This window comes from Pseudomaricurvus sp. ABR4_320 (assembly GCF_056159445.1).
Map to the genome: position 1 here is coordinate 213240 of NZ_JBSWVF010000003.1, position 18541 is coordinate 231780.

15 protein-coding genes are annotated in these 18541 nt (G+C 51.5%); 7 read left to right on the top strand and 8 right to left on the bottom strand.

Features of this window, described 5'->3' with window-relative positions:
* Positions 1-55: 55 nt before the first annotated feature.
* Entirely contained in the window at positions 56-850 is a 795-nt protein-coding gene (locus ACXAFR_RS07195; RefSeq protein ID WP_475174531.1) for a DeoR/GlpR family DNA-binding transcription regulator, read from the bottom strand.
* Between the two features lie 100 nt (positions 851-950).
* Positions 951-2336, bottom strand: coding sequence for an SLC13 family permease (locus ACXAFR_RS07200; protein ID WP_475174534.1), 1386 nt, complete (start codon positions 2334-2336; stop codon positions 951-953).
* A gap of 392 nt (positions 2337-2728) precedes the next feature.
* Here ACXAFR_RS07200 and ACXAFR_RS07205 point away from each other — a divergent pair, with 392 nt between their 5' ends.
* Positions 2729-4399 (top strand): glycerol-3-phosphate dehydrogenase/oxidase, encoded by a 1671-nt coding sequence (locus ACXAFR_RS07205; RefSeq protein WP_475174537.1) that lies wholly within the window; start codon positions 2729-2731, stop codon positions 4397-4399.
* Positions 4400-4666: 267 nt separating this feature from the next.
* Positions 4667-6049 (top strand): hypothetical protein, encoded by a 1383-nt coding sequence (locus ACXAFR_RS07210; protein WP_475174541.1) that lies wholly within the window; start codon positions 4667-4669, stop codon positions 6047-6049.
* Here ACXAFR_RS07210 and ACXAFR_RS07215 read toward each other — a convergent pair.
* On the bottom strand, positions 6046-7035 hold the full coding sequence (locus ACXAFR_RS07215; RefSeq protein WP_475175837.1) for a helix-turn-helix domain-containing protein: 990 nt from the start codon (positions 7033-7035) through the stop codon (positions 6046-6048). The genes ACXAFR_RS07210 and ACXAFR_RS07215 overlap by 4 nt on opposite strands.
* Positions 7036-7208: 173 nt before the next feature.
* On the opposite strand from ACXAFR_RS07215, the gene ACXAFR_RS07220 reads away from it, so the two are divergent.
* The 4 genes from ACXAFR_RS07220 to ACXAFR_RS07235 all read left to right on the top strand — a co-directional run bounded on the left by ACXAFR_RS07220 (position 7209) and on the right by ACXAFR_RS07235 (position 11562).
* Positions 7209-8627 carry an ethanolamine ammonia-lyase subunit EutB gene (locus tag ACXAFR_RS07220; protein WP_475174543.1) on the top strand — a complete coding sequence of 473 codons (1419 nt, stop codon included), beginning with the start codon at positions 7209-7211 and terminating at the stop codon, positions 8625-8627.
* Positions 8624-9466, top strand: coding sequence for an ethanolamine ammonia-lyase subunit EutC (gene eutC, locus ACXAFR_RS07225; protein ID WP_475174549.1), 843 nt, complete (start codon positions 8624-8626; stop codon positions 9464-9466). Before ACXAFR_RS07220 ends, eutC begins: the two co-directional genes overlap by 4 nt.
* A gap of 87 nt (positions 9467-9553) precedes the next feature.
* Positions 9554-10960, top strand: coding sequence for an ethanolamine permease (eat, locus tag ACXAFR_RS07230; RefSeq protein ID WP_475174552.1), 1407 nt, complete (start codon positions 9554-9556; stop codon positions 10958-10960).
* 266 nt (positions 10961-11226) lie between these two features.
* The gene (locus ACXAFR_RS07235) at positions 11227-11562 is read left to right on the top strand and encodes a hypothetical protein (RefSeq protein ID WP_475174556.1); all 336 of its coding nucleotides are present in this window, start codon (positions 11227-11229) and stop codon (positions 11560-11562) included.
* A 78-nt stretch (positions 11563-11640) separates the two neighbouring features.
* On the opposite strand, the gene ACXAFR_RS07240 is transcribed toward ACXAFR_RS07235, so the two are convergent.
* From ACXAFR_RS07240 to ACXAFR_RS07250, 3 genes are all read right to left on the bottom strand, one after another.
* Positions 11641-11949 carry a hypothetical protein gene (locus tag ACXAFR_RS07240; protein WP_475174563.1) on the bottom strand — a complete coding sequence of 103 codons (309 nt, stop codon included), beginning with the start codon at positions 11947-11949 and terminating at the stop codon, positions 11641-11643.
* Positions 11950-12173: 224 nt separating this feature from the next.
* The gene (locus tag ACXAFR_RS07245; RefSeq protein WP_475174569.1) at positions 12174-13130 is read right to left on the bottom strand and encodes a sialate O-acetylesterase; all 957 of its coding nucleotides are present in this window, start codon (positions 13128-13130) and stop codon (positions 12174-12176) included.
* A 30-nt stretch (positions 13131-13160) separates the two neighbouring features.
* Complete coding sequence (locus tag ACXAFR_RS07250; RefSeq protein WP_475174572.1) at positions 13161-13556, bottom strand: DUF2177 family protein; 396 nt, start codon at positions 13554-13556, stop codon at positions 13161-13163.
* Between the two features lie 126 nt (positions 13557-13682).
* On the opposite strand from ACXAFR_RS07250, the gene ACXAFR_RS07255 reads away from it, so the two are divergent.
* A complete protein-coding gene (locus ACXAFR_RS07255; RefSeq protein ID WP_475174574.1) occupies positions 13683-14528 on the top strand; it encodes a putative RNA methyltransferase in 846 nt (281 codons plus the stop codon).
* A 3-nt stretch (positions 14529-14531) separates the two neighbouring features.
* Here ACXAFR_RS07255 and ACXAFR_RS07260 read toward each other — a convergent pair whose 3' ends face one another.
* Entirely contained in the window at positions 14532-16046 is a 1515-nt protein-coding gene (locus ACXAFR_RS07260; RefSeq protein WP_475174577.1) for an alpha-amylase family glycosyl hydrolase, read from the bottom strand.
* Between the two features lie 75 nt (positions 16047-16121).
* Positions 16122-18539: an efflux RND transporter permease subunit gene (locus ACXAFR_RS07265; protein WP_475174580.1), complete on the bottom strand. Its 2418-nt coding sequence runs from the start codon at positions 18537-18539 to the stop codon at positions 16122-16124.
* Positions 18540-18541 lie beyond the last annotated feature (2 nt).

Here is an 18541-nt window from a genome sequence, read left to right on the forward strand (position 1 = left end):
CGCAAGGGCTCAGGCGGTTATTTTGATTACCTAAAAGACGTTGAGTTACCGTTATCTACTCAACATGCTCATCGGCAATAACGACTTCAATGCCTTCACTTTCAAATAATGCGACCGCTTTATCGTCCGCGTTTTTATCGGTAATCAACACATTGACGTCTTGTAGAGGGCTAAAGATGAAGTTTGATCGTGCACCGATTTTTGACGAGTCCGCCAAAATAACCAGCGTATCAGACTGTTTCCGAAGCTTTTGTTCTGCACGAATCAACAGCGGATCAGACTCCATCACGCCATAGATACCAATTCCGGGCGTGCCCATAAACATCTTGGTGGCGTGGTAATACTGAATCGTATCTTTTTCAAAAGAACTGAGAATAATGCCCTGCTTACGGTAGAGTTCACCACCAGGCAAGGTTATCTGGTTATCACTGTTTATCGCCAGCTCTTGCGCCAGATAAAAAGAATTGGTGAGGATTCGCAGCTGCCGTTCGTAGAGAAACTCACCCATCATATAGGTGGAGCTACCACCGTTAATAATGATTGATTCACCGTCTTCGCACATTTCGACGGCCTTCATGGCAATCAGCTTTTTGACATCGGTTTGCTTTTCCCGATCAACAAGAAAAGCCGAGCCTTTTAAGTGCTGACGACGAGGTCGGTTGTCCCTCGTCCCCATCACTTCGGCACCGCCGCGAATTTTTTTGATGAGTTTTTGTTCGGCGAGCTTAATGATGTCTCGCCGGATGGTTGCTTCTGACGCTTTTAATTGCTCGGACATCTCAGCAACGCTAACGTAGGTGTGTTCGTCGAGTAAATCGAGAATCAACTGATGTCTTTGCTTTTCCAGCACAGATTCGCCTCATGCAATGATGCCCGTCACAGCGACGGGCAAACACACGCATATTAAATCAATCACAATCAAAGTTAAATATTATGATTGATGTCGCGGGTTACCAAACCCAACGGGCAAACGCAGTGACAACGGTAATGCAGACTAGGTTTAACCAGAAACCGACCCACATCATTTCCCGCTGACGAATCATACCTGAGCCAAATACGATAGCATTAGGCGGTGTCGCAACAGGTAGCATAAAGGCGCAAGATGCCGCTACCGCAATTGCTGTCGCCAATACAACGGGAGGCAGGCCAAAGCTTTCTGCGATCCCGGCAAAAACCGGTACCAGGAGCGCCGCACTCGCGGTATTGCTGGCAAGCTCTGTTAAAAAGACAACGAATGCGACAATAACCAACAGTACGGTAAGTGGCCCTGCATGCCCCAGCCAATGACTGAGTACGTCGGCCAGGAATACCGTGGTGCCCGTCGTCTTTAGAATGGCGCTCAGACAAAGCCCGCCACCGAACAAAATCAGGGCACCCCAGTCTGTTGCACGCTCAATTGCTTTCCAATCAACCACTCGGGCAACACCCAGCAACAGAATGGCGCAAAGCGCAATGACGGTATCCATATCGGAAATGTTGGGTAACAGCCCCTTAAGGAAACTGCTGGAAATCCACGCCAGGGCCGTGATGACAAAAATCACTAGCGTCAGAAGTCTGGGCGTCGTCCAAACAAAGGGTTCGTTTTCGACTTCAAATCGCTGACTGAGGTTAGGCCTCAAGATAAGATACAGAACGACAACAGCCAAAGGCAGTAAGATGACAGTCACGGGTAATGCCATGCGCATCCACTGCAAAAAGTCGACGTGGGTCTGCGCCGCTGCGATCGCATTCGGAGGACTGCCCACCAGAGTCGCAATGCCGCCAATACTTGCGCAATAGGCAGTCCCTAAGAGGAAGAACACTCGAGTTCGGTGACGATCACCACCTCTAACTTCTTCTAATAAGCCGAGAATCAGAGGCAACATCATCGCCGTTGTGGCCGTGTTACTGATCCACATGGAAAGGCCGGCAGACACACCAAATAGCATCAAAGCCGCCAGATCCAGGCGCCCTTTCGCCAGCGCAATCACTTTTCTGGCCAACGCCAAATCCAACTGCTGCGCATGCAGCGCCGCTGCCAGAGCAAAACCGCCCAAAAACAGAAAAACGATCGGATGGGCAAAGTTAGTCAGCGCGGCCTTTGTTTCAAATACCCCACAGGCTACGGCCAGTACAGGCACCAAAATCGCGGTAATACTGACGTGCAGAGCCTCGGTCAGCCACAAGACCGCCACAAACACGAGGATCGACAAGCCGACAACAACATCCGGGTCGAATGGCAGCAAGTTATAAAGAAGAAAAAACAAAACAATGTCGCAAATCAAAACAATCGTTTTGAAATTGAACAGAGATGAACCTGTGGGCTCATTAGAAATGGAATCTGACACCTTGCTCACGATACCTCCTGTTGACATGGGCTGCGGCAGTGTACTCATAGAAAGCGCGTTTGTCCCGTTCATTTATTTTTAACAGAAGGGAAACAATCTATAAAATGATTGTCGTGACGCGAGTTGCATCCATGGTTCGAATTCGAGAGGATGAGGGTGAACAAGCTGTCAAGCAAAGACGTATCAGATTTAAGCCTTTAAAGGGAATAAAGTGCATAAAAGCAAACCTGTGGCCTAGCGTTTTGATCGTAAAGGATCGCTTAGCCATGCCGCCCTTCTCATCGGTAATATGACTGATTTATAGGCCCATTTTTTCGCTTGCAGCAGGCACATTTCGCGATCTGCCTCGAGCAACCAATACCGTCTGCCATTCATACAGCGACAGGACTTTTCTTAGCCCGATGAAATTAAGACAAAGCAATCTCAAAAAACTTCGAGAAACCCCTTTTGACGTGTTAATTCTCGGGGGAGGTATCAATGGGGCCGTCTCAGCCGCCTCTCTCGCAGCCAAAGGCGCGCGCGTCGCCCTGATCGACAAAGGGGACTTCGGCGGCCTGACCAGCTCAAATTCCTCCAACCTGGCTTGGGGAGGGATAAAATACCTGGAGAGCCACGAGTACCTGTTGGTCAACAAGCTGTGCAAGAGCCGAAATCAGCTCATGCGCAAATACCCATCGACGGTAAAAGAAATCCGTTTTTTGACAACGATTCAAAAAGGATTTCGTTTCTCTCCCCTGTTCGTCTATCTCGGCACCATTGTCTATTGGCTCTTTGGACGCTTTTTCACCAAGCCGCCTGTCTACTTGAAAACCAGTAAGATTGAATCCATCGAGCCGGTCATCAACACGAGTGGCGCAGCTGGAGGTTTCGAGTACTCAGACTGTTACTTACACGACAATGATGCCCGCTTCGTATTTAACTTTATTCGCGCCAGCATGAACTACGGGTGCATTGCCGCCAACTATGTAGAATCCACTCAGGCCGTTCGTAAAGATGGTTTCTGGTGGATTTCAGCGCGGGACAACATCAGCGGGGAGACTTTTACCATCAAATCCCGGGTTCTCATCAATGCCTGTGGCCCCTATGTGGATCAGCACAATGAGATGACTGGGCAAGAGACAGAACATCACCACCTGTTCTCAAAAGGTATCCACCTGATTGTCGACCGACTGACCAAAAGCAACAAAGTGTTGGCGTTTTTTGCCAGCGATGGCCGATTGTTCTTTGTGATTCCTATGGGCCCTAAAACCTGTATTGGCACCACCGATAACCAAGTTGCCTCACCGGAGGTGGGCGTCACCGAAGAGGACCGACAATTTGTCCTCGACAATGTCAATCGCCTGCTCGACATGGACCCGCCACTCACAACCAAGGATATTATTTCTGAGCGCTGTGGCGTGCGGCCTCTTGCACAAAAAGGCAGAGGCGGCAACGCAGACTGGGTGAAGTTGTCTCGCAAACATGCCGTAGATATCAATCCCACAGCAAAGCATCTGAGTATCTTTGGCGGCAAACTGACAGACTGTATTAACGTCGGCGATGAAATCGCGCGCGAAGTTAAAAAGCTGGGCATCGAATTGCCCTACGCCGATAAAGTCTGGTACGGCGAGCCAGATGCCAGCGTCAGGGAGGAATTCCTGCACCAGGCACGCCTGATGAACCTGGATGATATGACCGCACCCACCTCTTCAGAACCCCTCACACAGCGATTGTGGCGTCGCTACGGTGCCCGTGCAATCGACCTGCTAGAGGAAATCCGCGAGGACCCCGTCCGCAGCACTCTGGCCTTCGGGAATGCGGAATACCTTCGCTGTGAGATCGAGGAAGCCGCGAGCCGTGAAATGGTGACCAAACTTGAAGATTTTATGCGTCGTCGCTCCAAAATCTCTCTGGTGGTCAGACGTGAAGACATCATAAATACCGCGGGGCTGCGCGAAGCCTGCGAGATTCTGTTTGGCGACGAGGCCGAAGCCAAAATGGAGGAGTATATTCGCGCCACAGACCCTGGCGCCCAGGAGCCTTCCGGTGTGACAACCACTTCGGATGAAGATGTGGCCGCAACGGTTCCCTAATCGACCGAGTATTGCTTCCCCCTCCCATGCGCCGTAGAAGACTGCGGCGCCACCCTGCCCCTCCTCACTGAGCGCTTAACCAACGCAACTGCCACGGTTTTTAGCCCCTGAGCTTTCCGGCGTAAGCCGCTATTTAGACTATACTTTCGTCAAGTCAACTCATTTTCACAATAAATACGCGTTGAATCGCCGGAAGAGGTCTATGGAGCACCGCAGACAACAGGATCCCCCCCCAGCGAGTCGGTCGCAATTCAGGGGCCGCGTCTAATGAACGGCCTGCTGGACAACCTGCCTCTACCACTGTTGATCACCGCCGAAATACTGTTCGTCGGGCTGGTGGTGTTCGTCGCCTGGGTTGGCGTTCTAAGACGTCAAGTTCAGGTTCTAACCGAAACGAACGAAGAGCAGGAAAGCCTCATCAAGCAATTACAGGCACAATTGGCGCAGACCAAAGCCGATGCCAGTGAAGCAGGCAAAGTGGTCGATGAAGGCGCAGACGTCAGCGACCAAAGAATTAAAAACCTAGAGCGTTTCCGCAAGCTGTATTTCGAACTGGATGACCGTCTCAATCAAGAGCTGGATAACGCGAAAGAACAGGAAAAACGCCTCGCCGAATTACAACAGCTGCTCGACAAGCAAACGGAAGCCATCACAACACTCAAAGACACGATTTCTGAAATTACTGAGAAATATTCGCTCGAACAGGATGTCCGCTCGCAACTCGAAGCCTCTGTCCATTTCCTTGAAGGTACGACAGAATCCCTAAAGCTTGAACTCGAAGCCGCCAACCGACAGGCGACCAAAACCGCCGTTCTGGAAAAAGAATTGGAGCACTACAAAGAGCGCGTTGATCAAATGGAGAAATCAGAAATCGCACTCAAGAATGAAGCCAATATCTATCGCAAAGAGCTCGACGAGATTCGCAATAAAATTCACGGCAGCTCACCCCATGGCACCGTCAAAATTGCAGAAATTCAAGAGCTGGAAACCAACCTCAGTAAAAAAGAAAGAGAAATTAACCAACTGCGCACTGAGTGTGAAACCATCGCTCAGCAATATGAAGATCTCGCCGCCAGCAGTCTAAAGAAAATCGAAGAAATGGAGCGCACCTCTCGGGAGGAACAGGTTAACTTAGAACAGCTTCAGGCCATTCTCGATCAGAGTGCAAAAGCACTCGCGGAAAAGAACAAAGAAATCGAACAGCTGGAAAAACGAATCAACAAACTCGGCACCAACGTTTCCGCCGAAGAAGAGCAGCTCTTTCTCAACAGCCTCGCGGAAAAGGCGGAACTGGAAAGCACTTTCTTCGAAGCCGCCGACAAGGCCATGGAAATCGCCGGTGGAGACGAAACGGAGCAGGCGGGAAAACTCAAGGAATCTCTACGGGCCAAACAAAACGAGCTCTCCTCTGGACGGGATGAATCCCAGCAGATTCGAGAGCAAACTAAAATTCTCATGCAGGAAAAAGGCAAGCTGCAAACATCGGTCGATGAATTGAAAAATGAAAACCTGTCATTGCGCAACGAAGTCGCTCGCCTAAAAGGCCAGAGCACCCAGCTCATTGCCAAGGATGAGGAAATACTGTCGCTTCGCAAAGAGCTGCAGGCTCTTGAAGAAAAATACCTGCGACTGGTGGATCGCCAGTCCTAAACACGAACCGCATCGTTTTTGGCCCGCCCCGCTTTCTCCAAGGTTTCCGACGGCAGCTCCCCAAACAGCTCACGGTAATCCCTGGCAAACTGACTCAGATGCCAAAACCCCCAACGCGCGGCAATTTCACCCACGCCTTGATCAGCCCGACGTGCAAGCAACGCACGATGCACGCCATTGAGTCGTGTCACACGCAGATACTGAACCGGAGACATGTTGAGAATTTCAGCAAAACTGTATTGTAAGGTGCGACGACTGACATGGGCTACAGTACAGAGATCTGCCACGGTCAGCGCCTGATCCGCATGATTACGGATGTAGTGGCAGGTAATGTCCACGACCTTTTTACGCTGATGATAACTTGGCATACGCACCGGTTCCGGGCGATTTTTTTGTAGCAGCTCAATCGCCACGGTCAACGCCAGATCTCGGGATAGACGGTTGGCTCGAATGTGATCCGCAGACTCATCGAGCAAACGACCGAGCACAAAGCGGGCCTGTCCCAGCAGCTCTTCGGACAGATGCAGACGACCGTGATTGCCAATCTCTTCCCAATCCAACACGACACCCTGGCGCTCGGCCATTTCTGTGAGTGTGCCGCGTTTTACCACAAGGCCGTAGAGGTCGAAATTTTCCGGGGTCGTCAAACCAAACTCACAGTCTCCGGGACGACTCATGATGGTAGCCCCTCCCACCGACAAGCCGTTGATACGGCAATCTTCCTGTGCGGCCAGAGGAATCCCCAACCATACGGAATCCGGCCAAACAACACAGCGCTGCTGTAACGCCTGACTGGTTCGCTCACGGAATACTTGCAGATCGTCAAAAGGCAGCTCGGTGATGGAGCCGTAGAATTCTCCCCCACTGATTTGCGCGTAGTCCTGACTCCAATTGGTCAGATTATCCGCTTGCAAGTGTGCGTCATGTGCTTCGTTTTTACACAAAGTAATGCCACTCGTTGGTGCAGACCGCTGATTTTCCCCCATCACGATGCACCCCTCCGAGCCCTAAGCTTTCCTCTCAAAAGCAAAAAATAATAATAAATCATTGATTGTATTAGTTTTTTTAGTTTTGCCAATATTCGATAACCCTTTCAAGGTTATCCAGCGAATAATTTAAACGTGCAAATATTGTACTGATCTTCACCCCGGGGAAATCCATGACATCGACCAAGCCAGATTATCGTTATCGACATGTCGCCGGTGACCGAACGTTTCACTTTCGCGATCTCGCCGAACTCATGGCCAAAGCAACACCGGCTCGCTCCGGTGATCGACTTGCCGGCGTTGCAGCAGACAGCGCGGAAGAAAGAGCCATCGCCCAAATTACGCTCGCCGAAATCCCACTGCAGGAATTTCTGGAAGAAGTTGTCGTGCCTTACGAGAGCGATGAAGTCACACGCCTGATTATCGACGAACACGACAAAGCCGCCTTTGCCCCTATCGCTCATTTGACTGTCGGGGATTTTCGCGACTGGCTGTTGAGTGACCTGGCCACCCCACAGCTTTTGCAAAACATTCGGGCAGGCATAACCCCGGAGATGGCTGCGGCGGTCAGCAAGCTTATGCGCAACCAGGATCTGATTCTGGTGGCCAAAAAATGTGAGGTGGTGACCCGCTTTCGCAACACCATTGGCCTTCCAGGTCATTTGTCCACGCGCTTACAACCCAACCACCCTACCGATGATCTCACAGGCATTGCGGCCAGCATTCTCGATGGCCTGCTCTACGCCAATGGCGACGCCGTTATCGGCATCAACCCTGCGACCGACAACGTCAGCCAAGCATGCCGCCTGATTCAAATGATGAGCGACGTGATCGAGCACTATCAGATTCCGACTCAATCCTGCGTTCTCACCCATGTTACCAATACCATCGAAGCGATCAATGCCGGCGCCCCTGTTGATCTGGTCTTTCAGTCCATCGGCGGCACGCAAGCCACCAACGACAGCTTTGGCTTTAATCTCGCCAATCTGCAGGAGGCACGCGAAGCCGCCCTCTCGCTCAATCGCGGCAGCGTCGGTAACAACGTCATGTATTTTGAGACCGGCCAGGGCAGCTCCCTGTCAGCCAACGCCCACCATGGCGTCGACCAACAAACCTGTGAGGCCAGAGCCTACGCCGTTGCCCGTAAGTTCGAGCCACTCCTGGTGAACACCGTGGTTGGATTTATCGGCCCAGAATACCTCTACGACGGGAAAGAAATTACCCGCGCAGGCTTGGAAGACCACTTCTGCGGCAAGCTCTTGGGGTTACCCATGGGGTGCGATGTCTGCTACACCAACCATGCCGAAGCGGATCAAAACGACATGGACAACCTGCTAACGCTGCTCTCCGTTGCAGGTTGCACCTACGTCATGGGCATACCCGGCTCAGACGACATTATGCTCAACTACCAAACCACGTCGTTTCACGATGCGCTCTACGTCCGCCAGGTACTCAACCTGAAACCCGCTCCGGAGTTCGATCGCTGGTTACGAGAAACTCAGATTTTCCACGAAGAGAGCAGCTACCGGCTCAATCATCAATTGCCATCAGTCTTTCAGCAAAGCCTACAACGTTTGGGAGGTGGCCAGTGAGCGACAACAAAAATCAAACAGCAACCGCCGTTACAGCCAATCCCTGGGAGCGACTGCGCACATTTACCGATGCCCGTATTGGACTCGGCCGCGCCGGTATCAGTGTACCGACCAAACACCTCTTAGAATTTCAGCTCGCCCACGCACGCGCTCAAGATGCGGTGCACTCACCGCTGGACATCGACGGCCTGATCGCAAATCTGCAAAAACATGACTGGGCTGCGGATCTGCCAACACTTGCGTTACAGAGCCGCGCTGAAGACCGAGCGCAGTATCTGCAGCGTCCAGACCTGGGTCGTGAATTGAGCGATGTCTCCACAGAAACGCTGCGCGAACAACAAACCCAAATGACCGCAGATTATGACCTGGCCATCGCGGTGGTCGATGGCTTGTCCGCCTTCGCAATTGAGGAGAATCTGATTCCGTTTCTCCAACATCTGCTGCCGTCTCTGCGCGGGGGACAAAATCCCTGGCGACTAGCCCCCATCAGCTTTGTAGCTCAGGGACGGGTTGCCATCGGCGACCCTATCGGCGAAGGGTTGAATGCCAGTTGTGTTCTGGTTTTGATCGGCGAACGCCCAGGCTTGAGCTCACCCGACAGCCTCGGTGTGTATTTAACCTGGAATCCTCGCAAGGGATGCCATGACGCCCAGCGTAACTGCATATCGAACGTCCGCGCGGCCGGCCTCGACTACCGGGAGGCCAGCCGCCGCACCTGCTACCTGCTGAATGAAGCTCGTCAACGGCGCTTGTCCGGGGTGAACTTGAAAGACCGATCCAGCGATGAGCAGCTGGACGGAGACAACATCAATCGCAACTTTTTGGTATCCGGTTCCTGAGGCCACAGTAATCGGAACTTCATAAACGCCCACAAGCAAACCATTGTAAACGGGTAAATAGCATCTTGAGTAAAGGGGAAAACTCATATGTCGACACACATTGATCAGGAATACCTGGCAAAACGCCAGCTAAAAAGGGGGACCGCCGGCTGGATTCTGCTTGCCGGTCTGGGAGTTTCCTATGTGATTTCCGGAGATTTCGCAGGCTGGAACTTCGGTATTGCCGAAGCTGGCTGGGGCGGCTTTCTTGTCGCGGCCATTCTTATGGGACTGATGTATCTGACTCTGGTGTTATCGCTGGCGGAGATGTCTGCCGCTATTCCCGCCGCCGGTGGTGGCTATAGCTTTGCGCGCCAGGCTATGGGCCCGACGGGTGGCTATTTGACGGGGCTCGCGGTATTGATCGAATATGCTCTGGCTCCTGCCGCCATCGTCATTTTCATCGGCGCGGCGGTCGAAGAATTACTGGGGTTCAACGGTCCTCTGGTCTACGCCATTTTTTACGCGGTCTTTATCGGCATTCATCTCGCAGGCGTCGGTGAAGCACTAAAGGTGATGATGGTTATCAGCGCCCTGGCGGTTATCGCCATTATCGCCACCGGTGTCGCACTCATCGGCGATTTCGACACCAGCCTGCTGTTTGATATCGCACCGACGGACGCCGCCGGCGCCACTGAATTCATGCCCTTTGGTTGGTACGGTGTGTGGGCCGCACTGCCATTCGCCATGTGGTTATTCCTGGCTGTGGAAGGCGTTCCACTGGCTGCCGAAGAAGCCAAAGACCCTGCCCGCGACGTCCCCAAGGGTATCATTGGTGCAATGATCTTTTTACTGTTTACCGCCACGGTTGTCGTGTTCTTGCTGGCAGGCGCAGCCGGTGCAGATGCGATTGGCCAAAGCGCCGTTCCACTGGTTGATGCCTTGAAAGTTACCGGTAATCCTACCTTGGCAACGCTGGTCAATGTCCTCGCGCTCGCCGGACTGATCGCCTCATTCTTTTCAATCATTTACGGCTACAGCCGCCTGGTCTTCGCATTGTCTCGAGCGGGATACCTGCCACAAAGCCTTTCGGTTACCAGCAGCCGCAAAGTACCTTCGCGCGCACTGATTGTTCCAGGTATTTTGGGTTTCTTGGCGTCCCTCACGGGAGAGGGAGATTTAATGCTGGGCATGGCGGTAGTTGGAGCTACAGTCTCTTACGCGCTGATGGCTCTCAGTCATATTTTGCTGCGCTTAAATCATCCAGAAATGCCTCGTCCTTACAAAACGCCTGGCGGCATCGTGACCTCAGGTATCGCCCTGGTCCTGTCGATCGTTGCGCTCACCGGCGTCTATGCCTTTGACCCGCGGGCGTTTAACTACACTATCATTCTGTTTGTCATCGGTGCTGCATATTACTTCCTCTACAGTAAAAACAAACTGGTCGCGAAGACACCAGAGGAAGAATTCAATATGTTGGCTGAAGCTGAGGCCGATCTGTCCGCTGCCAGCTAAATCTAACGAACGGCAATACTTCGTATTGCCGTTGACTTTATTGACAGCTACCTGTCAAAGAGCTTTACTGTGCACATTAGCAATGTCTAACATTGTCTTTTTCCTGCCTCCAGAAGGACTGCCCTGCTGCTGTACCGTAGGGCTTTTTTCCTGAATCAATATACCTTGCTTTTTCTGGCTTAGATCTGCGTCAATTTAACACCTGGGAACTTTTTCCCGCGTTCTGTCCGTCTAATCAGAGAGTTGCCCACGCAAGGAGAGCACCAATGATTAAATTTATGTTCAAGACCGGTATCGTTGCCATTATTGTTACTGGCATCGCCGCAACGGGCGTGCAATTCGATGAAAAAAAGATTGAAAACGACGGCTTACGCCTGGCCGCTACGGGCTGGAACCGAGCGGCCACCGCCCTGCACAACTATGTCGTCGAAAATGAAGATGACATCATTGCTAAAAGTCGGGAACTGGCGGGGGATGCAGCGGAGAAAGCTGTGGACGCAGCAAGCGCGATCGGCCGCTACGCCGAGGAAAATAAAGACGATATCCGCGATATGGCAGAAAGTGCCGGCGAAAATATCGCAGAAACCATTAGCGATAATTAGAGAGGCTGAGCAGCGTTCAGCTAGCTATGACATCCAAGACATTGGCCAAACGGCGTCATGGCCCCTCTCATGAAAATACTATTGCTGTTGGCCGATCTGGTGCTGGCGAATGGCCCAGACCAGTTCTTCTTTGGTCATGTCGCCACGACCGTCAATATCCAGTTGCCGGGCATGGATGTATAAATCCCGCCAGGATTGACACTCCAGCTCGACACTGTCGACTTGGCCGTCAGACAGAAATCTCATCGGCACATATTCTTTGATACGTCGGTGTTTATTCAATTTACGTATCGCGATTTGCCGCACTTTGGCTGGATTTTCGATTTCAACAGGGTCTTTAACACAACTGACCTTTTGATCGCCTTCACTCATGTTCTGAGCATTCATGTGTTTATTCCCCAAGGATATGTATCGAACTTTTACTCGCGAAAACACACTAAGATCCAAGCCCTAGGGCTGTGTCAGTTTAGTGGCTCTTCGCAAGCGCCATTGGGGTATTAACAATTAGTATGCCAATATTAGAGGTTGAGAATTTACCCCTAATTCGAGTCACGGTGTGAGGTATTTTCTACCCAGGTAGCGCGAAAATACTGCAGAAATGCCTATATGCATTACGCAGACGGCTGACACTGCTCTTGCAACAGAGCAATACTGTCAGCAAATGCTATCCCCAGCTCGATATAATCTTGAGACCGATAATGCCAACCATCGGGTAAATGCTGGAAAGTCTCCGTAATTTTTACAAGATCGGCACAGACATCCTGCTCAACAAAATCAAGTTGCGCCTGCTGTACCCATTCGCCGAAATCCATGCGCCGACCATCGTCGGGGTCCATTCCAGAATCGGTGATCCGTCCCAGAACAATCGGAAGATCAGGCTGACGTAACGAGGCTCTGATCAATCCCATCAGGCGCTGTAGATTGCCCAAATATTGCTGCGCAACTGCCTGACTGTCGTAAGCATCAGACTCACCCTGCATCCAAATTATACCGGCTGGCGTTAAGGTGTCTCTCTCGCCATCACCATCAATGTCGACTTCAGAAAAAGCGTTAGAGAAGGTCGACAGCATATTATCGTATTGATTAATACCATTGCCGCGCCGGTAGTCTGGAAACCAGTTGTCGCGAACCCCGTAGCCGAGGGCAGATCCACTCAGTGAATATTTGATGATGGCAATATGGCGATCAGGAAAGATCTGATGAAGGCGATGCCCAAAACCTAATTCGGGTCCAAATTGGGTCGACAGCTGATTGCTCTCGCCGTCTGAGTGGAATTTCCTGCCCATGCCAGGCTGCAAACTATCCCAAGTGCCCAGCCCGCCACCGGCTTTAAAATCCCCCTGAGGATTGCCCTGAAAAATCCGCACATCCGACAAGGGAGACAGGTAGCTTTCGGGAAGTTCCGAGTTTTCGCCATAGCCCGCCATATTTGACTGACCACCCAGGTAATACACCTGATACTCCGTCGCCAACACCGGTAGAGAAAGTGTGGGCAAGATCATCCAAAGGGTAAAACGGTAAACGTTATTAAGAACTTGGCGTGAACGCCTTAAGGCGAAAAATGTCATTGAGCCTCCGCTGCCCGATCAATCTAAGAATTATTCTCCAAAGAGTGCCAGACAAGCGCCCACAACTCCAAACAAAAATACGCCCCAAAGTGTATCGACCAATGCAAATTTTATTGGGTATCCCTGAAATAATGCATAGCTGGTAAAATCAAAAACACCGAAGACAAGTAATCCCATCAGGGCTGACAGTGCAATGGCTGAGGGCAGGTTTACCCCGCTTAATCTTGGCGCCAGAAAAACCGTCGCCATCAGCGTCATAAAAAGATATGCCAGGGCCGCACTCCACAGACGCACATCGAGCTCGTTGCCACTGAAGCGTAGCAATCCGCCGAGTTGCTCTCTGGCAAAGTTCTGCATAAACGCCTGAAACCAGATCCAGTCCAGAACCAGAAATAACACCAATGAAATGCCGAAATTTTTAAACATAGCGTCTCGCTGAACGATCTAATCTATGGCTTTTACGCACGGTCGACCCGGTAGGTTTCTCCCGAGCCCAGCAAATGCGGATCAGTCGTGTTATTCTGCGAGCCAACTCACTGCCCCCTCTTGATTATGTCTGTAACACCTTTTTCCCAATGGCTTTGCCCTCTGGATCGACATGCCTTGGAGCAACATGGCAACAGCTGGCGCTGCGAAAACGGTCATAGTTTTGATATAGGTAAAGGGGGTTACCTAAACCTATTGCCTGTTCAATCAAAGCGATCTAAAGATCCCGGTGACAGTAAGGCCATGGTAGCGGCTCGTCGCCGCTTTCTGGAAGCCGGTTATTACCAGGCCATTGCTGTCAAAATGGCAGAGCTTATCCAGGCACACTTAACGCCAGATTCCCAAAGAATAAACTGCCTGGATGCAGGATGTGGTGAAGGTTACTATTTGAGGCAATTGGGGCAAGCCCTAACCCATCACGATATAAGCGCAGTTGGAACGGACATATCAAAATGGGCTATTCAGGCAGCCGCCAAGCGCGATTCGTCTTGCGGCTGGCTGGTGGCGAGCAATGCAGATCTTCCTCTGCCATCGTCGAACCTGGACATTGTGTTGTGTCTGTTTGGTTTTCCCGTTTATGGCGAATTTCATCGGACGATGAAACCAAAGGGACTCTATGTGCAAGTGGACGCTGGCCCCCTGCACTTGCAGGAAATGCGCAACATCATCTATGACAAGATGATGTCATCGGAACCAACAGAACGACAATGCCCAGCCGGCTTCACACTCATCGAACAAGCCCGCCTCACCGATCACACCCTCATTCAGGGGAAAGAAGCCATTGCCGATCTGCTCCTGATGACACCTCACTATTTTCGGGCTACCCAACAAGGCAAAGCTATTTTGGCCGAATTACAAGACCTGGCAGTCACTATCGACGTTGAATATACCCTATTTCAACGCCTCGACTAGCCATCAATTGGCTCTGGCGACGAGCGTACCATAGGGTTTCAACTCCAGAGCATTTTGCAACTGTCTGACGCCCTGCCACGGCAAATCATCGACCTCTTGTAGAGACAGCTTTTCTGGCAACGATTGCACAATCGAATTGGGCGTCAGGTTAAACACGAAAACGAGAGACTTATAGCCCTCGTGATCGCGTCGGAACGCCAAAACACCAGCGCCACTGGGCAAAAGAGAAAACCCATGACCTTCCGCCAACACAGGCTCACCTTTGCGCCACCGCAACAACTGCTGAAAACGGCGCAACACAGAGAATTCGTTTAATGCCTGCAAATCCGCCGACAAATAGGAAGGTTGCTGCGGACTTGCCAGCTGATTTTGCCCTGTCGCACTGAACCCCAGCAAATTAACATCGTGCTTCCAAGGCAGGCGTCGAACTCTCGCCACGGTATCAGTATCTCTGTGTAAGGCTACACCAGAATCAGCGGCCAACACGTCCAATCCAAGCTCATCCCCCTGATCGATGACGGCAAAACCAGGCAGTGCTATTTTCAACAGAGCAAGTAGGTTGGCGAGCTGGGTATTGTTCTCGCTGGCGCATTCGGAATCTCGATCAACCGCTGACGCCAATAAACGACTGAGTCCAGACCAGCTGCACGTGTGAGGAAACTGGCCGTGTGTGTGCAGTATCAGATCCTGCCAGCCTTTCCCCTCGTCAACCCCAAGTGCTTCGCACACCAACCACTGCAGTCGTCCGCAGGCTCTACCTAGGGCTTCGCTGAGCATAGATCGAGACAAAAAAACGGGCAGACGCTGGCTTTCAACCAGCGCTAGCGCCGCAGGAAACTCTTGTAACAATGTAACGAGGCCATCGAAAACCTCCGCCAACGCTTCTTCACCGCTGGGATACAGAACATCGAAACCATTGCGATCCAGGCAAATCCCGTCAGCGCCCAACTGCAACCAATGCCGAGACGCTGCCAGCAACGACATCTTTACCATTGGGTGACGCCAGTTCAGTAGCGGTTGTCCACCCCTAGCAGTAACAATGTCGCCGTCACTCCAGATAAAACAGTCCCTAGTGCGACTGCCTGGCTCTTTAAGAGCCTGAAACCATGGATGCTGGCGTGAAACGTAACCCCAGGTTTGATCGACTAAAACTCGTATACCGCGCCGATGAGCGCTGTCCACGAGTAGCCGAAAGGACTCGCGGTCTCCCAACTGCGGATCATTGGACTGGTGATCTTCAATATCGAACCCTAAACCGGACACCTGCAGAGGATAGAGACCGCTGATGCGCACCACGGAGACACCCAACTGCTCGAGATAATCCAACTTGGCATCGATACCGGAGAAATCCCCAACGCCGTCCCCATCGCCATCGAAAAAATGCCGGGGGAAAATGCGATACAGAACGCCATTGCGCCACCAGGGAGCACCATTGGCGAAAGGTACTAGCGCCGGATCGCGGGTTTTTGACGCAAAACGGATGGCCGAACTGACAGCCTGCGATGGACTTTCGTACATCGGGAGACTCCTATGAATTTACCTAAACCATCAGCAGGACCCGATCTCACCGGGATATCTGCCAAACGAATATCACTACACTTTACGGCTCGCATCCGCCTCGAGCTCACGGGCAGGATGCTTGCCTGGCACAAATTTACGCAACAGAACCGGCAGTAAGGTCAGATCTGTCAACAACGCCATAAGAATGGCAAAACCGGTCAGCAGGCCAAAATACACGCTCGGGACGAAGTCTGAAAAAGCCAACAGCCCAAAACCGATGGCGATAATGACAGAGGTGTACACCAATGCAAAGCCAACGCTGTGATGTGCGCGTTTCAATGCGGTATCCGCATCGTGATCCTGCAGCTCTCGAAGGTAACGATGGGTATAGTGAATGGTGTCATCAACTGCTATCCCCATCGCAATCGCCGCAATGGTAATGGTCATGAAATCCAGTGAGATTCCCAGCCACCCCATCAGTCCGAGTACGGCCAATGAAGATAGAATATTGGGTGCCATCGCCACCAATGCAACGGGCAGCGACCGAAAAACCAGCAAAAACGTCAGCCCCAAGGCAACAAACACAATGCCGAGGGTCAGAATCTGGGACTCGAATAACTGTTGCAGCATCGCCTGATAGATCACAAACAGGTTGGTCAGCTCGATTTGATCCGAAGGAATTCCGAGGGCTTCGATCTTTTTGTGGATATCGTCCAAAAGCGCACTTCGATCAAGCCCTTCCAGACTGTCTTTCACACGCGTGCTAATGCGCAACTGCGCAGGTGGATCAACAAAAAAACTGCCCAAGAGATTCTTGCGAATACCTTCATCCAAAGTCAGGTAAACCGCTGACAACTCATATTCTGTGAGAGGTTTATTGTCGTTTATCTGTTTGGCCAACTCCGTAAAATTGACCACCGACAGTGTCGTACCAATGGCCGGGATTGAATCCAGAGCATCCTGAATACGGTGGGTGTTTTGCACATCCTTCGCCCGCAGGACCAGATCGCTGTCGTTATTGGTCGGCGGTGTATAAATGATATCCAGCGGAGTGGAACCGCCGAAATCCCGGTCGATAAACGTCAATTCACGATGAACATCTGTATCATCGGCAAAATAATTGATAAAGCTATTTTCCACATTCAGCCGCAAACCACCGACAACACTGGCCACCAACAACAGCACGCCAACCAACAGTACACTGCCGCTGTGGCTGAGACATAACCGCCTCAGCCACGCGATAGGTCGGGTAATCCACGAGTTTGACGCAACTTGCCGTGGACGGGAGAAAAAGAGTAGCAGTGCGGGGAAAAGCACCAACGTGGTAACAACCGATACCCCCATAGCGATAACCATCATCCAGCCGAATGCGCTTACAGGACGAATACCGCTGAACACCAACGAGGCAAACCCGACCGATGTGGTCAAACCCGCAAAGAAACAGGGCGCGATTTTCTCACGCAGCGACCGCAAAACCAGATCCTTCTGTGAGAGATCCGGATAAGTTTCCGCATCCTGCCGATATTGCACCAACAGATGAATCACCACCGCCAGCGTTAGGATCAATTGCAACGCGATAAAGTTGGATGAAATCACGGTCGCCTGCAGGCCGAGTAAGCCAAACAAGCCCACCGTCATCACTAAGCTAGCACCACAACACGTCATGGTGATCAACAACCACTGAGGTCTGCGGAACAACAACAGAATCATCGCGCAAATCACCACCGCAATGATGCCGCCAAAGACTAACAAATCGTTTTGGATGATCTCGATCAGCTGGTACCCGAGCACATGTACACCACCGAGATACAGATCACCCGAGCCCTGATAGCCATCAATTATGGAACGCAAGGTTTCAATTTCGTGATTACGGGTTTCCTGTAAGGATATTTCCAGTGGAGCGGCTTTCTGTTTGAGAGCCTTAACATCCTCACGATCCGTCTTGGACAGCTCGCCATCCAGACTTTTTTCCTCTATCGACAGGATGTCTGCCTGGATTTTAGCCAGCTCAGCATTCGGCTTAAACAGAATTTGCAGGCCGGTGGTACGCTGCTCCGGGTCTATAATCAGACCTTCGTAAATCGGATGGCCTCGAAAGGTTGCCGCCAATTCTGACTCACTGAGTTGCAGCTTCTCTTGGGTGAAAGCGGATGGATCAAGATCGGCGCTGAGGGCGTCAGCTTTTGAAAGCAGCGGAACGTTCAGTATCGAACGAATGGAGGCCACTCGAGGAATCTCTTCAACACGCTGAGTAAGTTTGCGAATCGTATCCAAACTTTCAGACGAAAACACATTGCCATCCTTTGGCCGGAAGGCAATCAGTACGAACTCCTCCGGAGCAAAGCGATCGCTCACCTGCCGACTGCGAATGTACTGCTCGTTATCCTCAGAAATTAACGTATCCGCAGATGCGTTAATTTCAAACTTCTGAGCCTGGTAGCCAAAAAACACCACCAGCCCGAAAAACAACAGGAGAATAAGCCCCGGTCGCGCAAAAATCCGATTCAACATAC